The following is a 16,415-nucleotide window of genomic DNA, read 5'->3' as shown; positions in this document are numbered from 1 at the left end:
CGACTACCCCAGAAGCATCCGGGCAAGCGCGGTGACCACGGCCGCCGAGGCCAGCACGACGAGGAACGGCGCCCGCAGCAGCAACGCCACCACCGCCGCCCCCAGCCCCGCCGCCCGCGCCGGGTCGAAGCTCAGCCCGCCCTGAGCCGTGAACGTCTGCACCGCGATCAGCGCCGCCAGCAGCGCCACCGGCACCAGCTCCGCGAACCTGCGCACCCGCGGATGCTCCAGCACCCGCCGGGGCGCGGCCAGCCCCGCCAGCTTCAACGCGTAGCAGCCCGCGCAGACGGCCGCGATCGCCCACCACAACGCCATCGGAGCACCCCCGGTCATCGGAACAGCACCACCAGCACCGCGGCGGCCGACAGCAGCACCGGCACGCCGGCCGGCAGGAACGGGGTCGCGCACAGAGCGATCGCCGCCGCCCCCGCCGCCAGCCAGCGCAGCTCCGCGCTGGCCGCCAGGCGCGGCCACAGGATGGCCAGGAACGCCACCGGGCCCACCACGTCCAGGCCCAGCACGGCCGGGTCGCCCAGGAACGAGGTGCCGTACGCGCCGGCCAGCGTGCTCAGGTTCCAGGTGGTGTAGAGGCTGGCGAACGTCGTCACGAAACCCGTGCGGGCCGACTCCGGGGTGGGCTGGGCCATCGTGACGGCCGTGGTCTCGTCGATCACGCCGTGGGCGGCCAGCAGGCGGCGCGGGCCGCGTACCCGAAGGAGCTCGGCCATGCGCAGGCCGTAGAGCGTGTTGCGGCCGCCGAGCAGCAGCGCGCCCAGCGTGGCGGCCACCAGGTCGCCGCCGGCGGCGACCGCGCCGGTCAGCGCGAACTGCGAGGCGCCCGTGAACGCCAGGAGGCTCAGCACGCATGCCTGCGGCACGGACAGGCCCGCGGTGACCGCGGCGGCGCCGAAGGCGATCCCGGACAGGCCCACGGCCAGCCCCACGCCGAGACCGTCCCGCACGGCGGCGGAACGGGAGGTCGTCTCTTCCATGCCGCCCGACGCTAGGCGCCGGGCGAATAGCCCGTCTTGTACGTTCTTGCGGCTTGTTGATGGGTACGCCCCCACGCCCGCTGACGGGCGGCGGCTTCTACGCTCCTGCGGCCCGCTGATACGCGGCGGGCGGAACGCCGACGATGCGCTTGAAGTGGCGGCTCAGGTGGGCCTGGTCGGTGAAGCCCACCTCGGCGGCCACCCGCGCGGGCCGCACGCCGGACTGCAGCAGCCGGCGCGCCTGCCGCACTCGCAGCGAGGTGAGGTAGGCGTGCGGCGGCAGCCCCGTGACGGCCTTGAACGCCCGCAGCAGCGCGAACGGCCGTGCCCCCACCGCCTGCGCCAGCCCCTCCAGCGTCGGCGGGTCCACGAGGCTCTCGTGCAGCACGTCGAGCGCCGCGCGCACCGCCCGCCTGCCCTCCGCCGGCAGCACCGCCGCGGGCCTCGGCGCGGCGTGGCGGGACAGCAGCCGGGCGAACATCGTGCGGCTCAGCGTCGAGGCCGCCAGCGCGTCACCCCGCTCGGCCGCCTCGTGCGCCCGCCGCAGCAGCGCCGCCACCTGCTCGTCGCGCACCACCTGCTCGGGGAAGTGCGGCGTCCCAAAGGGCGCCCCCAGCTCCGCCGCGATCCCGGCCAGCGCGTCGATCGACGGGTAGAGCATCCGGTACGCCCACCCGCCCGGCACCCCGGCGTGCCCCGTGTGCACCGCGTCGGGGTTGACGAGCACCAGCTCGCCGGCCGCCGCCCGGTGCAGGGTGCCGCGGTAGTCGAACTCCTCCACCCCCGAGACGATCAGCCCGATCGCGTAGCCGTCGTGCACGTGCCGGGAGAAGCGGTGCGTCACGTAGCGGGCCTTGAGCAGGTCGGTGCCCGGCACCGCCGGGTGCCGCCAGAACCGGGCCTGCTCCTTCACAGGGGCCTGAACGTCTTGACGAACGTCTCGAAGTAGTGCCGGTCGGCGTCCCAGCGGGAGTCGGTGGTCTCCCAGTACAGCGCGTACGGGCGGCCGTCGTCGGTGTGGAAGCCGCGGTTGATCACGTGGATCGTCTGCCCGTCGCGGACCCGGGTGAACTCCCAGTCGGCCGCCTTCAGCCCCAGGTAGCCGGTGGGGGTGATGCCGACGCGCTCGTACTGCTGGAACTCGCCCTTGGCGCGGATCTCCTTCTCCAGGCCGAGCCAGTGCCGCACCGGGTCGTCCCACGGGATGTCGGGGACGGTCCACTCGACGATCATCATGCCGGGGGTGCCGGGGCCCTTGATGGTGATGCTGTCGCGGGTGGGGTTCTTCTCCGCGCGCCACCGCTCGGGCATCGCGATCCGGAAGCGGCCGGCCGCGTTCCGGTACGAGCGCCAGCCTTCGGGCACCGTCGCCGCCGTCCGGGTGGGCTCGGGGGTGGCGGTGGCCTCGGCCGGCTCAGTGGTGGGTGCTGTGGTGGGTGCTGTGGTGGGTGCTGTGGTGGGTGCTTCGGTGGGGCTGGGGGTCGTCCGGGTGGGGCTGGGGGCCGGGCTGAGGGTGGGGGCCGTGGCGTTCCACTTGTCGGACAGCAGGACGCCGCCCGTGCCCAGCGCCGCCACGGTCACCAGCGCGGCGGGCAGGCCGATCCAGAGCGCCTTGCGCCGCCCGCGCCGCTGCTCGGGCATGGTGTGCGACGGGCCCGAAGCGGGCCCGCCCGGGTGCGGGCCGCTGCCGGTCGTCCGCCAGTGGCTGCCGGCCGCCGGGTCGGTGGTGCCGCGCGGGCCGGGGCCGGTGGTGCCGCGCGGGCCGGGGCCGGTGGCCGCCTGCCAGTGCGACGACGGGGTGTCAGGAGGCGCGGGGGCGAACGGGCCGGGCGGCGCCGACGCGGCCTCGTACAGGAGTCTGGCGGCCTGCTCGGCGGGCAGCCGGGCGGCGGGGTCGCGGCGCAGCAGCCCCATGATGACCGGCTCCAGCGCGCCGGCCCGCACCGGCGGCTCCGGCTCGTCGCGCAGCACCGCCGCCACCGTCGCGGCCCACGAGTCGCGCTTGAACGGCGGCCGGCCCTCGACCGCCGTGTACAGGGTGGCGCCCAGCGCCCACAGGTCGGACTCGGGGCGGGCGGGATCGCCGTTCAGCCGCTCGGGCGGCATGTACGCGGGCGTGCCCACCAGCCCGCCGGTGGCCGTCAGCCCCGCCTCGGTCTCCATGGAGGCGATGCCGAAGTCGGTGAGGACGACGCGGCCGTCGTCGGCCAGCAGCACGTTCTCGGGCTTGACGTCACGGTGCAGCACGCCGGTGGCGTGCGCGGCCCGCAGCGCGTCGAGGACCCGGCCGCCGATCACCGCGACCTGCCCGGGTCGCAGCGGCCCGCTCTCGCCGATCACCTGCGCCAGCGAGCGCGAGCGGACGAGCTGCATCACGATCCAGGGCCGGCCGTCCTCCTCCACGACGTCGTGGATGACGACGACCGACGGGTGGTCGAGCCGCCCGGCGGCCCTGGCCTCCCTGATGGTGCGGCGGTTGAGCTCGGCCCGCTTGGCGTCGCCGACGCCGGTGTAGCGGACCTCCTTGATCGCCACCGTACGGTCGAGCAGCTCGTCGTAGGCCCGCCACACGACGCCCATGCCGCCTTCGCCGAGCGGCTCGATGAGGCGGTAGCGATTGCTGACGTGCACGCAGCGCAGCCTACCTACTTGGGTGGCACGAAAGTGGCACAGAAGCCCTCGAAGAAGTCGTAGTCCTTCTTCCAGTGGCTGCTGAGCGTGTGCCAGTAGATGGCGTACGCCTTCCCGTCCTCGGCGATGAACCCTCGGTAGCGGATGCGGCTCTTGCCGGTGTTGGTGGGCCAGTAGAAGTCCCAGTCGGCGGCGGCCTTGCGGTAGTCGACCTTCTTGATGTCGATCTTGTCGTAGCCGCCGAACTGGTCCTTCATCCGGGGTTCGAGCTTCTTCCAGCCCTTCAGCGGGTCCTTGCCCAGCTTGGGCATCTCCTCGACGCGTACGTGCGCGTTGGGCGCGCCGCCCGGGCCCTTGAACTCCACGCTCCGGCCGGTGCGCGTCCACTCGTCCCACCCCTTGGGCAGGCCGATCTTGAACCCGAGCTTCTTGTCCGTGTAGTACTTCCAGCCGGACGGCAGCGGGTCCTTCGTCTCCTCGGGCGTCGAGGTGGGGGAGGAGCTCGGGGAGGCCGGCTCGGAGGGTGAGGCCGAGGGCGGCGTCGTCGAAGGCGGGGCCGTCGTGGGCTGGGCCGACGTGGGCGGGGCCGACGGCGACGTGGAGGCGCCGGGCGTCTGGGTCGGGCCGGTGGTCACGGTCGCCGCCCGCGCGCCGGCGCGCTGCGCGGTCTGGTCGTCGGGCGCGGAGTTGAGGCCGAGGTAGCCGCCGACGGCCGCCACCAGCAGGACCGCCACGGCCGCCGCGATGACGATCGTGGGGCGGCTCTGCTGCTCGGGCTTGGCCGCGTCCATGGTGGACTCGGCCGTCGGCCGGGGCGGCTCGACGGTCGGCGTCTGCGGGATGCGCGCGCCCGTCTCCGGCATCTCCTCCTGCTCGGCGGCGCCGGGGAGGGCGGCGGCGGCGCGCAGGTTGGGGTCGGTGGGGGTGTCGTCCTCGACGGGCTCGTACGGCCGCCTGGCCTTGGCGGGGCGGGTCCGCTTCGGCTGGGCGGGCGGCGCGGCGGGCCGCTGGGGCGCGGCCGGCACGTGCAGCTCCTGGACGGGAGGCCGCGCGGCGGGGAACTGGGCGGTGGGCGCCGGGGCCGGAGCGGGGGCCGAGGCGGCCAGTTCGGCGGCCGTCATGTCGGCCAGGGCCCGGCGCAGCATGCGCTGCGTCTCCTCGTACGTCAGCCGCTGCACCGGCTCCTTCACCAGCAGCCCGTTGATCACGTCGGTGAGCGGGCCCGCGTGGGTGGCGGGATCGGGCTCGTCGGTGAGCACGGCGTGCATGGTGGCCAGCGCCATGCCGCGCTCGTGCGGGGAGCGGCCCTCCACCGCCGTGTAGAGCGTGGCGCCCAGCGACCACAGGTCGGACTCGCGCCGCGCGGGCAGTCCCTTGAGCCGCTCGGGCGCGATGAACGCGGGCGTGCCCGCCAGGCCCGTCACGGTGAGCTGCGTCTCGGTCTCCAGCGTGGCGATGCCGAAGTCGGTGAGCACGACGCGGCCGTCGTCGGCCAGGAGCACGTTCTCGGGCTTGACGTCGCGGTGCAGCACGCCCGCCTCGTGGGCGCGGTGCAGCGCGTCGAGCACGGCCAGGCCGATCTCGGCCACCCGCTTGGGCGGCAGCGGCCCGTCCTGCTTGATCACCGCGCCGAGCGAGCGCGACGGGACGAGCTGCATGACGATCCAGGGACGCTCGTCCTCCTCGATCACGTCGTGCACGACGATCACGTTGGGATGCTCGAACCTCGCCGCCGCCCTCGCCTCGCGCATCGTGCGCCGGTTCAGCAGCTGCACCTCTTCGCCCAGGGCGGCGGCGTACCTGACCTCCTTGACCGCGACCGTGCGGTCCAGGAGCTCGTCGTAGGCGCGCCACACGATGCCCATTCCGCCCCTGCCGATGGGTTCCTGCAGCTGGTAGCGGCCGGCGATGCGGCGTCCGTCCTGCTTGCGATCCGACATCAACGGCCTCAAACCCTCCTCTAGGCCAAGAAATACTCTCACGGGCAGGGATCAACGGCGACTCGCCAGAAGGACAGTCCGCCATGTGAGAAGTGCCGCCCAGCAGGTGGAGGCGGGGGTGTAGGGTTCGGATATGACTTGTCGTCGCTACGCGTTTACCGAGCCGGCTCCGGGAGAGCCGGTCGTCAGCTAGCGACCACCTGGAGTCGGCACGAGGCAGAGACACCCCGTCTCTGCCTTTTTGGTTTTCCGCCGGCTCCAGGGGCCGGCCGAATGAGGAGTCGGGATGTCATCGACCTTGGAACGGCACGCGGTCGCCGTGGGCGGCCTCCTCGTGGGCGCCGGGCCCGCCGTGGTGATCAGCGACAGGGTGAGCCTGCGCACGGGCCCGCGCGCGGCGCTGCGCGCGGGCGTCACGCTGGCGGAGCCGGCCACGGCCGCCGACCTGCCGGAGATCGCCGAGCACGCGGCGGCCGTGGTGGTGGGGGCGTCGTGGACGCGCGACATCCCCCTCGTGCGCGCGGCGGCGGGGCTGGGGCTGCCGGTCGTGGTGGAGCGGCGGGCCGCCGCCTCCATGGAGGAGTGGCTGCAGCTGGCGGCCTACTGCGCGGGCGAGGGCGACGGGAGGGTGATCCTCTGCGAGGGGGGCCGCCGCCCCGACCTGGCGCTCGTACGGGCCGCGCGGGCGGCCTCGGGGCGCCCGGTGCTGGTGGACGTCTCCGCCGACCTCGGCCTGTCGGCCGCCGCCGTCGCGGCCGGCGCCGACGGTCTGATCATCGGGACGGACGCGGAGGGCACGGAAGCGGACGAGACGGACGCGGCGGATCCGGGAGCGGCGGGCGTGAACGGGGCGGCCACCGCAGCGGGCCGGGCGGCTGCTTCCGCGGCGCGGCGGCGGGTGGCCGAGGAGGCCGTGACCGTCGTCGGCGCGCTGCTGCGCGACGAGCGGCCCGGCACGCTGGCCGAGTGCCGGCAGGCCATCGACCGGGTCGACGCCGCCCTGGCCACGCTGCTGGAGCGGCGCGCCGAGCTGGCCGGCATGGTGCAGCGGCTCAAGCCCGTCGGCGGCTTCGCCGGGCGCGACCTGGGGCGCGAGCGCGACGTCGTGGCCAGGATGGCCGTGCGGGCGCCCGCGCTGGGCGAGTCGCGGCTGTCGGCCATCATGAACGCCGTCATCGAGGCGGGGCTGCACCTGGCCGAGGAGCGTTCGGATCGGTGAGCAGCACGTTGTTCATCGGCCTGCCGGGCCCGGCGGCGATCTGGTGGGTGATGAGCTCGGCGAAGCGGCGGTAGCCGGCGCCGGTCGGGTGGTAGCTGCGCGCGTTGACCTGCAGCTCGTCCATGTCGACCGCCAGCCCGTTGAGGTACGGCTGGGGCCTGCCCACCTCGTGCCCGTCGAACGCCTCGTAGGCGTCCACGTACTCGGCGCTGCCCGGCGCCCCGAACGCGGCGATGGCCCGGTCGAAGTCCTTCACCACCGACCCCACGGTGTCGTTCAGCCGCCGGGCCACGGTGTTCAGCCAGCGCTGGTCGGCCGCGGAGAGGTTGTCGATGGTCTCCACCGGCTCCTTGGGGAACGGGCGGGGGTAGCCGAGCACGATGATCCGCGCGGCGGGGGCGCGGACGCGTACCTCCCTGAGCACCTTGAGCAGGTCGGTGCGCAGCTCCTCGATGCGCCGGGCGACCGCGGCGTCCTGCTCGACGCAGGCCGACGACCACGGGAGCTTGACGATGCAGCCGGTCAGCACCTTGGAGAAGCCGGCGTCGTTGCCGCCGATGCTGAGCGTCACCAGGCTCGCCGCCGAGGTGACGCGGGTGATCTGGGGCGGCTGGCCGTGCTGGCCCGACAGGAGCTGGCGGGTGGTGGCGCCGCTGCAGGCGTAGAAGGCGGTGCCGCCGCCGAAGCGGTAGGTCCTGGCGACGAGCGGCACGTAGGAGCCTTCGGAGCGGTGGCAGCGGTCGGCCCCGTCGTTGACCGGCGGCTGGTTCAGCTCCCATACGCCCTCGCCGGAGGAGTAGGAGTCGCCGAGCGCGACGTACGTGCCGCTCTGGGCCACCTGGACGGCCGTCAGCCTGGTCACGCGCGGTAACTCGCCGCGGGGTGCGCCGGCGGGGCAGCCGGCGTCGAGCACGGCGCAGGCCAGCCGGGGGTAGACCCCCAGGGGCAGGCACGTCAACGCCAGGGCGACGCCGATCGCGGCCGCGGCCGCCGTCTGGACGATCTTCCGTCTCGCAGCGTCCAGTGCGACCTCCCCACGCGGTGACTCCGATGCTGCGCCATCGAGCCTACCCAAGCGGGGGCGGTCAGGACGGGCGGCGGCGCCGCACGACGAGCCAGCCTCCGGCGATGGCGATCGCCAGCGCGGGGATGAGGAAGAACGCGACCCGCTGGTCCTGGTCGGCGAACGGCATCAGCAGCACCACCAGCGCCAGGAACGCCAGCGTCAGCCAGTTGGTGTAGGGCGAGCCGGGCATCGGGAAGGCCGAGCGGTGCCCGGTGCGGCGCAGCCGGGTCTGGCAGAACACGAGCACGCCCCACGTGGTGATCACGCCCAGCGAGGCGACGGCGGTGGCGATGTTGAAGGCCCGCTCGGGCAGGAAGTAGAACAGCGCCACCCCGGCCAGGAACATGCTCGCGGTGAACAGGATGCCGCCGATCGGCACGTGCCGGCCGCTGAGCGCGCCGGCGAAGCGGGGGGCCTCGTGCTTCATGGCCATCGAGCGCAGGATGCGGCCGGTGGCGTACAGGCCGGAGTTGCAGGACGAGAGCGCGGCGGTGATCACGACGAGGTTCATCGCGTCGGCGGCCCACGGGACGCCGAGGCCGGCGAAGACCGTCACGAACGGGGAGGTGCCCGCGCGGTAGGCGGTCCAGGGCAGCACCATCGCCAGTAGCGCCACCGACCCCACGTAGAAGATCGCGATGCGCCACACCACGCCGTTGATGGCCTTCGGCATGACCTCGTGCGGCCGGGCCGTCTCGCCCGCCGTGATGCCGACCAGCTCGATCGAGGCGTAGGCGAACACGACCGACTGCAGGCTCATCAGCACCAGAGGGAACCCGGTGGGGAAGAAGCCGCCGTGCGCGACGAGGTTGTGCGGGCCGGCCGCGCCGATCGCGAACACCACGAGCACCAGCCCGACGACCAGGAACACCGTGATGGCCAGCACCTTGAGCAGGGCGAACCAGAACTCCAGCTCGCCGAACAGGCGCACCGACAGCAGGTTGACCGTCATGACGAAGCCGAGCGCGACCAGCGCCGTGAGCCACTGGGGGAAGGCCGGGGCCCAGTAGTGGATGTAGGCGGCGATCGCGGTCAGCTCGGCGATGCCGGTGAACGCCCAGTTGATCCAGTACATCCAGCCGCTGGCGAAGGCCGCCCACGGGCCGATGAACTCGCCGGCGTACTCGACGAAGGAGCCCGAGACCGGCCGGTAGAGGACGAGCTCGCCCAGCGCCCGCATGACGAAGAAGGCGGCCAGCCCGGCGGCGGCGTAGGAGAGCACCAGCGCGGGCCCGGCGGCGGCCAGCCGGCCCCCCGCGCCGAGGAACAGCCCCACGCCGATGGCCCCGCCGATGGCGATCATCTGGACCTGGCGGTTGCCCAGCGCGTGCGTGTAGCCCTCGTCGGTCTGCGTGCGCACTCGGTGACTCCTCGATTACCGATGGTGCGTACGAGACTATCGCCGCTGCTGATCGCGGCCTCCCGCGGCGCGCCGTCCCGGGGGAGCGGTGGAGCGTCCCCGGGATGTCGGTGGAGCCCACTAGAGTCAGATGCCACAACCCATCAGAGACCGGGAGGCGCCGCTCCATGTCGTCCAGCGACTCGTTCGTTCATCTGCATGTTCACACCGAATACTCCATGCTCGACGGGGCGGCCCGTCTCAAGCAGATGTTCAAGCAGGTCGGCGACCTGGGGATGCCCGCGATCGCGATCACCGACCACGGCAACATGCACGGCGCCTACGACTTCTACAAGCAGGCCACGGCCGCCGAGATCAAGCCGATCATCGGCATCGAGGCGTATGTCGCGCCGGAGTCGCGCCACAACAAGAAGCCGGTGCTGTGGGGCGAGCCGCACCAGAAGAAGGACGACGTCTCGGCGGGTGGTTACTACACCCACATGACGATCTGGGCGCGTAACAAGACGGGCCTGCACAACCTGATGCGGCTGTCCTCGCGCGCCTACACCGAGGGTTTCGTGCGCAAGTGGGCGCGCATGGACGCCGACATCCTCGCCGAGCACGCCGACGGCCTGATCGCCACCACGGGCTGCCCGTCGGGCGAGGTGCAGACGAGGCTGCGGCTCGGCCAGTACGACGAGGCGCTCAAGGCCGCCGCGAAATACCAGGACATCTTCGGCAAGGAGAACTTCTTCCTGGAGATCATGGACCACGGCCTCGAGATCGAGCGCCGCGTCCGCGACGGCCTGACCAGGATCAGCAAAGAGCTCAACATCCCGCCGCTGGTGACCAACGACTCGCACTACACCTACGAGTCCGACGCCGCCTCCCACGACGCCCTCCTGTGCATCCAGACGGGCAAGCAGCTCTCCGACCCCGACCGCTTCCGCTTCGACGGCTCCGGCTACTACATCAAGAGCGCCGACGAGATGCGCGCGGTCGACTCCTCCGACCTGTGGGCCGAGGGCTGCCGCAACACCCTGCTGGTGGCCGAGCGGGTCGACGCGACCGGGTTCTTCGAGTTCAAGAACCTCATGCCGACCTACCCCATCCCCGAGGGCATGACGGAGAGCGAGTTCTTCCGCAAGACCGTCTGGGAGGGCATGGCCCGCCGCTGGCCCGACGGCTACGACGAGGAGCACCGCAAGCAGGCCGAGTACGAGATCGGCATCATCGAGCAGATGGGCTTCCCGAGCTACTTCCTCGTGGTCGCCGACTTCATCATGTGGGCCAAGGAGAACGGCATCCCGGTCGGCCCCGGCCGTGGCTCGGCCGCCGGTTCGCTGGTCGCGTACGCGATGGGCATCACCGACCTCGACCCGCTCCCGCACGGCCTGATCTTCGAGCGGTTCCTCAACCCCGAGCGCGTCTCCATGCCCGACGTCGACATCGACTTCGACGAGCGCAGGCGCGGCGACGTGATCCGCTACGTGACCGAGAAGTGGGGCGCCGACAAGGTCGCCATGATCGCCACGTTCGGCACCATCAAGGCGAAGGCCGCCATCAAGGACGCGGGCCGCGTCCTGGGCTACCCGTACGCGCTGGGCGACCGCGTCTCCAAGGCGTTCCCGCCCGCCGTCATGGGCAAGGACATCCCGCTGTCGGGCATCTTCGACAAAGACCACCCGCGTTACGCCGAGGCCGGCGAGCTGCGCCGCCTCTACGAGGAAGACGTCGACGTCAAGGCGACGATGGACCTCGGCAGGGGCCTGGAGGGCCTGATCAGGCAGACGGGCGTGCACGCCGCCGGCGTGATCATGTCCCGCGAGGTGCTGACCGACCACATCCCGATCATGCGTCGCGACTCCGACGGCGCGATCATCACGCAGTTCGACTACCCGACCTGCGAGACGCTCGGCCTGCTGAAGATGGACTTCCTGGGCCTGCGCAACCTCACCATCATGGACGACTGCCTCAAGATGATCGAGGCGACCACGGGTGAGAAGGTCGATCTGCTGGCGTTGCCGCTCGACGACCGCAAGTCGTACGAGCTGCTGGCCAGGGGCGACACGCTGGGCGTGTTCCAGCTCGACGGCGGCGGCATGCGCTCGCTGCTGCGCCTCATGCGCCCCGACAACTTCGAGGACATCTCCGCCGCCCTCGCGCTCTACCGCCCCGGCCCGATGGGCGCCAACTCGCACACCAACTACGCGCTGCGCAAGAACGGCCAGCAGGAGATCACGCCGATCCACCCGGCGCTGGAGGAGCCGCTCAAGGACATCCTCGACACGACCTACGGCCTGATCATCTATCAGGAGCAGGTCATGGCCATCGCCCAGAAGGTGGCCGGCTTCTCCCTCGGCGCCGCCGACCTGCTGCGCCGCGCCATGGGCAAGAAGAAGAAGGCGGAGCTGGACAAACAGTACGCCGGCTTCGAGGCGGGCATGCTGGAGCGCGGCTACCCGCCCGAGGCCGTCAAGGCGCTGTGGGACATCCTGCTGCCGTTCTCCGACTACGCCTTCAACAAGGCCCACACGGCCGCCTACGGCCTCATCGCTTACTGGACCGCCTACCTCAAGGCCAACTACCCGGCCGCGTACATGGCCGCGCTGCTGTCGTCGGTCAAGGACGACAAGGACAAGTCGGCCCTCTACCTCAACGAGTGCCGCCGCATGGGCATCAAGGTCTTCCCGCCGGACGTCAACGACTCCGACTTCGACTTCACCCCGCGCGGCACCGACATCCGCTTCGGCCTGTCGGCCATCCGCAACGTCGGCGGCAACGTCGTCGACGGCATCATCTCCGCGCGCAAGGAGAAGGGCCGCTTCGCCGACTTCAAGGACTTCCTGCGCAAGGTGCCGGCGATCGTCTGCAACAAGCGCGTGATCGAGTCGCTGATCAAGGCGGGCGCCTTCGACTCGCTCGGGCACGTGCGCAAGGGCCTGGTCATGGTGCACGAGCAGGCCGTCGACGCGATCATCGACATCAAGAAGAACGAGGCCATCGGCCAAGACTCGCTGTTCGGCGCGATCGACGGCGGCGAGGACCAGACCTTCGACGTGCAGATTCCGGTGGGCGAGTGGGACAAGACGACGCTGCTGCAGTTCGAGCGGGAGATGCTCGGCCTGTACGTCTCCGACCACCCGCTGTTCGGCGTCGAGCACATCCTGGCGGCCGGAGCCGACTGCTCGATCGGCGCCGTCCAGGACGAGAGCCGGGCCGACGGGCAGGTGGTCACCGTGGGCGGCATCCTGAGCGGGGTGCAGCGCAAGGTCACCAAGAAGGGCGACACCTGGGTGCTGACCCAGCTCGAAGACCTCGCGGGCTCCATCGAGGTGATGATCTTCCCGTCGGCGTACCAGCTCTGCTCGACGCTGCTGGCCGAAGACGCGATCGTGTTCGTCAAGGGCCGGATCGACAAGCGGGAGGACGTTGCCAAGATCATCGCGATGGAGGTGACCGCGCCCGACCTCACCGTGGAGGCCGGTGGGCCGCTGCTGGTGAGCCTGCCGCTGACCCGCTGCACGCCGCCGGTGGTGGGGCGGCTCAAGGAGATCCTCACCACCCACCCCGGCACGTCCGAGGTGCACCTCCAGGTGCACAACGGGCCCAAGACGACGGTGATGCGGGTCGACGACCGGCTGCGGGTCACGCCGTCCCCGGCGCTGATGGGCGACCTGAAGCAGCTCCTCGGCCCGGCCTGCCTCGGCGCCTGACCTCCGTTCCCCCGCGCCGGCCTCCCGTTTCCGGGAGGCGGCGCCGTGGGGCAGGATCGCAGGCGTGAGCGAACTGCATTTCCTGACCGCGACCGAGCTGGCCCGGCTGATCAGGGCCCGGCAGGTGAGCGCCGTGGAGGTACTCGAGGCCCATCTCGACCGGATCGAGCAGGTCAACCCGCACGTCAACGCCATCGTCACCCTCGTCGCCGACCGGGCCATGGAGGCGGCCAGGGCGGCCGACGCGGCCCTGGCCTCGGGAGAGGCCGCCGGGCCGCTGCACGGGGTGCCGGTCGCGCACAAAGACCTCGTCGACACGGCGGGGATCCGCACCACCTACGGGTCCCCGCTGTTCGCCGAGCACGTGCCCGACCACGACGACGTGATCGTCCAGCGGCTGCGGGCGGCGGGCGCCGTCACCGTGGGCAAGACCAACACCCCCGAGTTCGGCACCGGCTCCCACACCGTCAACGAGGTGTTCGGCGCCACCAGGAACCCCTACGACCCGGCCAAGTCCGCCGGAGGCAGCAGCGGGGGAGCCGCGGTCGCGCTGGCCACCGGCATGGTGCCGCTGGCCGACGGCTCCGACATGGGCGGCTCGCTGCGCAACCCCGCCTCCTTCTGCAACGTCGTCGGCCTGCGGCCCACACCCGGCCGGGTGCCCGACATCTCCGACATCAACGCCTGGTACACGCTGGGCGTCTCCGGGCCCATGGCCAGGACGGTCGAGGACGTGACGCTGATGCTCGGGGCCATCGCCGGGTTCGACCGGCGCTCGCCGTACTCGATCAAGGAGGTGTTCGCGCCCGAGCCCGAGCAGGGGGTCGCCGGGCTGCGCGTGGCGTGGAGCCCCGACCTCGGCGGGCTGCCGGTGGACCCGCGCACCGCGGCGGTCACCGCGACCGCGCCCGCCGTCTTCGAGCGGCTCGGGGCCCGCGTGGAGCAGGTCGAGCTGGACCTGAGCGACGCCGAGGACGCCTTCCGCACCTACCGCGCCTGGAACTACCTGCTCGTGTTCGGCGACCTGCACGGCGACACGGGAGGGCTCGGGCCCAACACGGCCTGGAACGTCGAGCAGGGCCGCCAGGTCAGCGGCGCCGACCTGGCCCGGGCCGAGCGCGCCCGCAGCCGCCTCTACCAGCGCATGGCCGCCTTCTTCGACACCTACGACGTGCTGCTCGCGCCGGTCAGCCAGGTGCCGCCGTTCCCGATCGAGCAGCCGTACGTGAGCGAGATCAACGGCCAGAAGCTGCCCGACTACCTGGCGTGGATGCGCTCGGCGTACTGGATCAGCGTCCTGCACGCGCCGGCCGCCTCGGTGCCCGCCGGGTTCACCGAGGACGGGCTGCCCGTGGGGGTGCAGATCGTGGGCCGGCCGTTCGAGGACGCCCGGGTGCTGCGGGTGGCCCGGGCCTTCGAGCAGGCCACCGGCCACGGCCTGCGCCGCCCCCCGCTCTAGGAGCTCGGACCGCGCCGTACGGCTCCCACTCCAGGCTCAGACCGGCCCGATGCCGCCGTACGGCTCCCGCAGTGGCGACTCGCGGTAGCCGTGCATGCCCTCAAGCAGCCCGAAGAACCCCACGGCCAGCAGCGGCCAGGCCACCATCACCCCTTTGGCGGTCAGATGCAGCGCGCCCGGGACGACCTTCGTCCCGGCCGCCGTCAGCGCCGGGGACGCCTCCACCGTGACCGCCCCTAGCGTGAACGTGGACCCGACCCACAACGTCAGGAACGCCGCCGCCACCCCGCCCGCGCACAACCCCAGCAGCACCGGCAACATCCACCGCCGCGCCGCGAACCAGGCCACTCCGCCGCACAGCAGCCCGAGCCCGCCCGTGATCACCGCGAACCAGCCGTCGGCCGCGATCAGCGCCTGCGTCGTCGGGTCGGCCAGCACCGTGCCCTGCTCCGTGACCTGGTACGGCGCCCGCGGCGTCAGCCCTGACCAGAGCAGTCCGGCGGCGACCCCGAGAGCGGCGAGTGTGAGGACAGTTACCGCAAAAGCGCGTACTTCCCTCGTCACGCCACTCCCCCTCACATGTACGTCCGAATCAGCTCGATGGTATCCCTCAGCCCGGCCGGCGGCCCTCCTGCGCGTCGTGATCCCCGGACAAGTGCGGCATCCGGGGCGCATCGACGTACGATCGTGCATCGTGCGCGGTTGCGCACGACCTCGATTGAAAAGGGCAGAACTTCGTGATTGCAGAAGAGGCCTGGCTGATAGAGCCCTCCGGACCGCTCCGGGGCGACGTCGAAGTGCGCGGTTCGAAGAACGGCGTGTCCAAGCACATGGTCGCGGCCATGCTGGGCAACGGCGAGAGCAGCATCCACAACGCCCCCGAGGTGGGCGAGGTGGGCATCACGGCCGAGATGTTGCGGGCGCTCGGCATCCACGTCGAGATCTCCCGTACCGAGATCAGGATCGAGAAGGGCGCGGAGATCGAGCCGCGCGTCCCCGACGCGTTCACCGGCCTGAACCGCATCCCGATCCTCATGCTCGGCCCCCTGCTGCACCTGGCGGGGGAGGCGTTCGTGCCGCTGGTCGGCGGCGACCCGATCGGCCGGCGGCCGGTGAACTTCCACGTGGAGGCGCTGCGCGCGATGGGCGCCGAGGTGCAGGTGGGCGACACCGGCATCTACGCCAAGGCCAAGCGGCTCAACGGCACCCGGATCGAGCTGCCGTACCCGAGCGTGGGCGCCACCGAGACGGTGCTGATGTCGGCGGTGCTGGCCGACGGCAAGACCGTGCTGAAGAACGCGGCCACCGAGCCCGAAGTGGTGGAGCTGGCGCTGTTCCTGCAGCGGATGGGGGCCAGGATCGAGCTGTCGCCCGACCGCAGGATCGTCATCGAGGGCGTCGAACGGCTGCGCGGCGCCCAGACGTGGCTGACCGGCGACCGGATCGAGGCGTTCTCGTACCTGGCGGCGGGCCTGATCACCGGCGGCGAGGTGCGCGTGCACGGCTGCCCGCAGGACCGCCTGGTCACCGCGATCACCACGCTGGCCAGGATGGGCGCCCAGTTCGACATCAACGACGAGTACCTGTGCGCCACCGCGCCCCCTGAGGGCCTGCGCTCGGCGGCCGTGCAGACCGACACGCACCCCGGGTTCATGACCGACTGGCAGACGCCGCTGATGGTGCTGTTCACGCAGAGCCAGGGCATGTCGGTGCTGCACGAGACGGTCTTCGAGAACCGCCTCGTGTACGTGCCGGCGCTGCAGAAGATGGGCTGCGAGATCGAGGTGTTCGACCAGTGCCTCGGCGGCCCCGCCTGCCGCTACCACGACACGAACGCCCGCCACTCGGCCGTCGTGCGCGGCGTGTCCAAGCTCAAGGGCGCCGACGTGACGCTGCCCGACATCAGGGCCGGGTTCTCGGCGGTGCTGGCGGCCGCGGTGGCCGACGGCCCGTCCACGCTGCGCGGCGTGCACCACATCGAACGCGGCTACCACCGGCCGTTCGAGCAGTTCGCCTCGCTCGGTCTGAACATCACACGGCAACGGTAAAGAGG

At 72.0% G+C, this 16,415-nt stretch carries 12 protein-coding genes; 4 read left to right on the top strand and 8 right to left on the bottom strand.

Annotated elements, in window-relative coordinates:
• Window positions 1–3 precede the first annotated feature (3 nt).
• From HCN51_RS49470 to HCN51_RS49450, 5 genes are all read right to left on the bottom strand, one after another.
• Complete coding sequence (locus tag HCN51_RS49470) at window positions 4–315, bottom strand: AzlD domain-containing protein (protein WP_080041045.1); 312 nt, start codon at window positions 313–315, stop codon at window positions 4–6.
• 14 nt (window positions 316–329) lie between these two features.
• Window positions 330–992, bottom strand: a complete 663-nt coding sequence (locus tag HCN51_RS49465; RefSeq protein WP_168019365.1) for an AzlC family ABC transporter permease — start codon at window positions 990–992, stop codon at window positions 330–332.
• Between the two features lie 97 nt (window positions 993–1,089).
• Complete coding sequence (locus HCN51_RS49460; RefSeq protein ID WP_346434082.1) at window positions 1,090–1,905, bottom strand: AraC family transcriptional regulator; 816 nt, start codon at window positions 1,903–1,905, stop codon at window positions 1,090–1,092.
• Window positions 1,902–3,623: a serine/threonine-protein kinase gene (locus HCN51_RS58590; protein WP_346434081.1), complete on the bottom strand. Its 1,722-nt coding sequence runs from the start codon at window positions 3,621–3,623 to the stop codon at window positions 1,902–1,904. The genes HCN51_RS49460 and HCN51_RS58590 overlap by 4 nt, the downstream gene beginning before the upstream one ends.
• A gap of 14 nt (window positions 3,624–3,637) precedes the next feature.
• The gene (locus HCN51_RS49450) at window positions 3,638–5,563 is read right to left on the bottom strand and encodes a serine/threonine-protein kinase (RefSeq protein WP_168019363.1); all 1,926 of its coding nucleotides are present in this window, start codon (window positions 5,561–5,563) and stop codon (window positions 3,638–3,640) included.
• Between the two features lie 286 nt (window positions 5,564–5,849).
• Between HCN51_RS49450 and HCN51_RS62750 the strand changes: the two genes are divergently transcribed.
• Window positions 5,850–6,782, top strand: a complete 933-nt coding sequence (locus HCN51_RS62750; RefSeq protein WP_168019361.1) for a chorismate mutase — start codon at window positions 5,850–5,852, stop codon at window positions 6,780–6,782.
• Here the strand turns inward: HCN51_RS62750 and HCN51_RS49440 are convergent.
• A complete protein-coding gene (locus HCN51_RS49440; protein ID WP_168019359.1) occupies window positions 6,736–7,644 on the bottom strand; it encodes a GDSL-type esterase/lipase family protein in 909 nt (302 codons plus the stop codon). The two genes, HCN51_RS62750 and HCN51_RS49440, sit on opposite strands and share 47 nt — an antisense overlap.
• A 223-nt stretch (window positions 7,645–7,867) precedes the next feature.
• Entirely contained in the window at window positions 7,868–9,208 is a 1,341-nt protein-coding gene (locus HCN51_RS49435) for an amino acid permease (protein ID WP_346434080.1), read from the bottom strand.
• Between the two features lie 167 nt (window positions 9,209–9,375).
• On the opposite strand from HCN51_RS49435, the gene dnaE reads away from it, so the two are divergent.
• On the top strand, window positions 9,376–12,903 hold the full coding sequence (gene dnaE / locus HCN51_RS49430; RefSeq protein WP_168019357.1) for a DNA polymerase III subunit alpha: 3,528 nt from the start codon (window positions 9,376–9,378) through the stop codon (window positions 12,901–12,903).
• A gap of 64 nt (window positions 12,904–12,967) precedes the next feature.
• Window positions 12,968–14,362, top strand: coding sequence for an amidase (locus HCN51_RS49425; protein WP_168019355.1), 1,395 nt, complete (start codon window positions 12,968–12,970; stop codon window positions 14,360–14,362).
• A gap of 36 nt (window positions 14,363–14,398) precedes the next feature.
• Here HCN51_RS49425 and HCN51_RS49420 read toward each other — a convergent pair whose 3' ends face one another.
• The gene (locus HCN51_RS49420; protein WP_080041038.1) at window positions 14,399–14,926 is read right to left on the bottom strand and encodes a hypothetical protein; all 528 of its coding nucleotides are present in this window, start codon (window positions 14,924–14,926) and stop codon (window positions 14,399–14,401) included.
• Window positions 14,927–15,099: 173 nt separating this feature from the next.
• Here HCN51_RS49420 and murA point away from each other — a divergent pair, with 173 nt between their 5' ends.
• Entirely contained in the window at window positions 15,100–16,410 is a 1,311-nt protein-coding gene (gene murA, locus HCN51_RS49415) for a UDP-N-acetylglucosamine 1-carboxyvinyltransferase (protein WP_230466401.1), read from the top strand.
• Window positions 16,411–16,415: the final 5 nt, after the last annotated feature.

This window comes from Nonomuraea composti (assembly GCF_012034275.1).
In the GTDB taxonomy this organism is placed as follows: domain Bacteria; phylum Actinomycetota; class Actinomycetes; order Streptosporangiales; family Streptosporangiaceae; genus Nonomuraea; species Nonomuraea composti.
The sequence above is the reverse complement of the archived record's forward strand: the minus strand, read 5'-3'. Positions and strand labels throughout refer to the sequence as shown.

Coding starts and splice junctions, on each gene's coding strand:
- dnaE (WP_168019357.1), top strand. CDS start 9,376: ATGTCGTCCAGCGACTCGTTCGTTCATCTGCATGTTCACACCGAATAC.
- HCN51_RS49465 (WP_168019365.1), bottom strand. CDS start 992: ATGGAAGAGACGACCTCCCGTTCCGCCGCCGTGCGGGACGGTCTCGGC.
- HCN51_RS62750 (WP_168019361.1), top strand. CDS start 5,850: ATGTCATCGACCTTGGAACGGCACGCGGTCGCCGTGGGCGGCCTCCTC.
- HCN51_RS49450 (WP_168019363.1), bottom strand. CDS start 5,563: ATGTCGGATCGCAAGCAGGACGGACGCCGCATCGCCGGCCGCTACCAG.
- HCN51_RS49470 (WP_080041045.1), bottom strand. CDS start 315: ATGGCGTTGTGGTGGGCGATCGCGGCCGTCTGCGCGGGCTGCTACGCG.